Consider the following 3,504-nt stretch of genomic DNA (forward strand, 5'->3'; position numbering starts at 1 on the left):
GCCTTTCACGCCCCGCGCGGCATGCTCGAATTCTGGATCGACCCGGACAGCCCCTACCACAAGCCGCCGCTGGCCACCGACAAGACGCTGGTGCTGTTTTGCGCCAGCGCATGGCGCTCGGCGCTGTCGGCGAAAGCCTTGCAGGATATGGGATTGGAGACCGTGGCCGAGATCGACGGTGGTTTCACGGCCTGGCGTGCCGCCGGGCTGCCGATCGACTGAAGCTCAGTTCAGCTGGAATTCCAGCGGGTAGCGTCCATCGCGGAACTCGCCGAAAAGATCGCCCAGATCGGGGTGATCGACGGGTTCGCCGGTGTCATCCAGAACCAGGTTCTGTTCGGACACATAGGCAACGTAGTAGGACTGATCGTTCTCGGCCAGCAGGTGATAGAAGGGCTGTTCCTTCGACGGGCGTGACTCAGGGGGAATCGCGTCATACCATTCCTCGGTGTTCGAAAACTCCGGGTCCACGTCGAAAATAACACCGCGAAACGGGTGTTTACGGTGTCTGACCACCTGACCGAGTGTGTATTTTGCGTGCGTCTTCAGCATCGCGTTGCGCCCCCTTGCCCCTCCAACTAAACCCCCGGCCGGGGGCTTGTCCATCCGCGACCAGCCGAATCACGGGAAACAGATTGTGAACCTCGTTCTGACAGTCCTGGAAATCGTCGCGCCGGTCTTCCTGTTGGCCAGCGCCGGTTTCAGCTGGAAGAAACTGGGCTTCGACTACCCGGTGGAATTCGTGACGCGGCTGGCGATGACCTTCGCCGTGCCCTGCCTGATCTTCACCGCATTGATGCAGACCGAGATCGATCCGGCAGCGCTGTCCACCATGACCATCGCGACCTTCGTCAGCTACGCGGTGATCGGCCTGCTGGCATGGGGACTGATCCGGGTTACCGGGTCGGACCGGCGCACCTTCCTGGCGCCCACGATCTTCGGGAATACCGGCAACCTGGGTCTGCCGCTGGCGGTCTTTGCCTTCGGTGAAGCGGGGCTCGGCTACGCCATCGTGATCTTCGCGATCATGGCGGTGCTCTCTTTCACCGTGGGCATCCGCATGGTGTCCGATGACGCTTCGGTCAAACGAGTCCTGCGAGAGCCGATGAGCTGGGCCACGCTCGCGGGGGCCCTCGTTCTGTGGCAAGGCTGGCAGACGACGCGCTGGCTGAGCCATTCGCTGGAACTGGCAGGACAGTTGGCGATCCCGCTGATGCTGTTCACGCTTGGCGTTGCGGTGGCGCGACTGACACCCAGGGGTGTTGGCCGCGCCATGCTGCTGTCGCTGGCCAAGCTGCTTCTCTGCGTGGGGGCGGCTGTCGGGGTCGGGCTGGCCTTTGGGCTGGAAGACGTGGCCTTCGCGGTTCTGGTCGTGCAGATGGCAACGCCCGTGGCCGTCACGGCCTATTTGCTGGCCGAACGCTATCGCGCCGATGCCGATGCCGTGGCCGGCTACGTGGTCATTTCGACACTGATGAGCGTGCTTTCGCTGCCGGTTCTTCTTTATTTCCTGCTCTGACAGTTTTCCCCAGGCCCAAAATCGGGTAAGCTTGGGGTAATAAACAAAAACTCGAGCAGGCAGATTTCATGACACGCGCGATTCTTCTCGTGCTGCTTTTGGCTGTTGCCGGTTGTGGCGGCGGCCCGCGGCCCCCACGCAATCTCGACAACGCTTGTATGATCCTGCGCGAACGTCCGGACATCGCCCGGGCCACGCGCGCGGCGGAACGCGAATGGGGCATTCCACCCCATGTTCTGCTGGCAACGATCCATCAGGAAAGCAGCTTCGTTCACGACGCCCGGACCCCGCATCGTTTTGCGCTCGGGATCATCCCGCTTGGGCGCCAGAGTTCCGCCTATGGCTATAGCCAGGCGCTGGACGGCACCTGGGATGACTACCGGCAGGCCACCCGCAACCGGACGGCGCGCCGAACCAACATCCACGACGCCGCCGATTTCATGGGCTGGTACATGAACCGTTCTGTGGAACGGCTCGGCATCGCCCCTGACGACGCGCGCAACCAGTATCTGGCCTATCATCAGGGCCACGCGGGCTATGCGCGGGGCAGCTATCGCGGGCAGACATGGCTGCTGCGCGTGGCAGACCGCGTCGACAACCGGGCCGAGATGTACGAAGGCCAGTTGGCCAGCTGCCGCCGGTGACGGAAGGCGCGCGGCTGGCGGTCAATCCACCAGCCCGCGTTCCCGCAATTCCAGGGGAATGTTGAAGTAGCGCGACGGTATGGTTCCGTCGCGGCTCAATTCACCCAGGATCACCGTGGTCTGAAATCCGGTGGAATCGGTCACAACCCATTGCCGCAACTCCACCGGGTCTCCGGTGAAGACGAGGGTGATCGTTCCGATGTCGGGTTCGTCCGGATCCTGCGCCACGACGCGGGTCGAAGTCTCGTCTGCCTCGTGGGCAACGATCATGTCGGATTGCCCAAGATCAACCGTGCGGGCCAGGATCAGGTTCAGCGGTGTGCGGCTGAGCGGATACTGTTCCGGCAGCGTGTTCGAACGCCCGTCAAAGATCGCAACCTGCCCGCCCCCGGCCATGACCATAAGGTCTTCACCATCGTATTCGAAACGCATCCGGCCCGGTCGCTGCAAGTAGAGCGTGCCGGTCGAGATCGCGCCATCCTCGGTGATTTGCGTAAAGCTCGCCTCTGCGGTGCGCAGATCGTTGAGATAGGCCGAAAGATCCGACAGCGGGATCGGATCATCGGCAAGGGCTGGCAGGGTGGAGGCGGCCGAAAGGGCCGCCGCAAGGATCAGGTTCTTCATGTGTCCCATCTAATCACGCCAGCAGCGCTTTGCACCTCACGTCCGCGCGATAGGGCGGATTACTGCTCAGGCACCAGCACCTCTCGCTTGCCCACGTGGTTGGCCGAACTGACGACGCCTTCATCCTCCATCTGTTCAACCAGCCGCGCGGCCTTGTTGTAGCCGATCGCCAGCTTGCGCTGAATGTAGGAGGTCGAGCATTTGCGGTCCTTGATGACGATGGCAACGGCCTGATCATACAGAGCATCTTCGCCGGTCGTGTTGCCGCCAAGGCCAAGCACCGCATCGATGTCGCTTTCCCGTTCCTCGTCGGGGCCATCCAGAACACTGGCCGCGTAGTCGGGCGGGCCGAAGCTCTTGAGGTGGCTCACGATTTCCTCGACTTCCTCGTCGCTGACGAAGGGTCCGTGGACACGGGTGATCTTGGCGCCACCGGCCATGTAGAGCATGTCACCCATACCCAGAAGCTGTTCGGCCCCCTGTTCACCAAGGATGGTGCGGCTGTCGACTTTCGACGTGACGTGGAAGGAAATCCGCGTCGGGAAGTTCGCCTTGATCGTGCCGGTGATGACGTCGACCGACGGGCGCTGTGTGGCCATGATGATGTGAATGCCGGAGGCACGCGCCATCTGCGCCAGGCGCTGGATGCAAGCTTCGATTTCCTTGCCCGCGACCATCATCAGGTCGGCCATCTCGTCGACGATGACGACGATATAG

6 protein-coding genes are annotated in these 3,504 nt (G+C 62.4%); 3 read left to right on the plus strand and 3 right to left on the minus strand.

Annotation, left to right across the window (positions count from 1 at the left end; translation table 11 throughout):
* Positions 1-222 (plus strand): rhodanese-like domain-containing protein (locus ACEQXV_RS01010; RefSeq protein WP_370267462.1); only part of this gene is annotated, 222 nt, incomplete at its 5' end.
* A gap of 3 nt (positions 223-225) precedes the next feature.
* On the opposite strand, the gene hspQ is transcribed toward ACEQXV_RS01010, so the two are convergent.
* Positions 226-552 (minus strand): heat shock protein HspQ, encoded by a 327-nt coding sequence (hspQ, locus tag ACEQXV_RS01015; RefSeq protein WP_370251588.1) that lies wholly within the window; start codon positions 550-552, stop codon positions 226-228.
* Positions 553-637: 85 nt separating this feature from the next.
* Here hspQ and ACEQXV_RS01020 point away from each other — a divergent pair, with 85 nt between their 5' ends.
* Positions 638-1,519 (plus strand): AEC family transporter, encoded by an 882-nt coding sequence (locus tag ACEQXV_RS01020; RefSeq protein WP_370267464.1) that lies wholly within the window; start codon positions 638-640, stop codon positions 1,517-1,519.
* A gap of 68 nt (positions 1,520-1,587) precedes the next feature.
* Positions 1,588-2,163, plus strand: a complete 576-nt coding sequence (locus ACEQXV_RS01025; protein ID WP_370251584.1) for a transglycosylase SLT domain-containing protein — start codon at positions 1,588-1,590, stop codon at positions 2,161-2,163.
* Positions 2,164-2,184: 21 nt separating this feature from the next.
* Here ACEQXV_RS01025 and ACEQXV_RS01030 read toward each other — a convergent pair whose 3' ends face one another.
* Both ACEQXV_RS01030 and ACEQXV_RS01035 read right to left on the minus strand, forming a co-directional pair.
* Positions 2,185-2,787 (minus strand): outer membrane lipoprotein carrier protein LolA, encoded by a 603-nt coding sequence (locus tag ACEQXV_RS01030; protein ID WP_370251583.1) that lies wholly within the window; start codon positions 2,785-2,787, stop codon positions 2,185-2,187.
* Positions 2,788-2,846: 59 nt separating this feature from the next.
* Positions 2,847-3,504: DNA translocase FtsK (locus ACEQXV_RS01035; protein WP_370267466.1), on the minus strand; the 658-nt coding region annotated here is incomplete at its 5' end.

The organism is Nioella sp., assembly GCF_964229645.1.
In the GTDB taxonomy this organism is placed as follows: domain Bacteria; phylum Pseudomonadota; class Alphaproteobacteria; order Rhodobacterales; family Rhodobacteraceae; genus Nioella.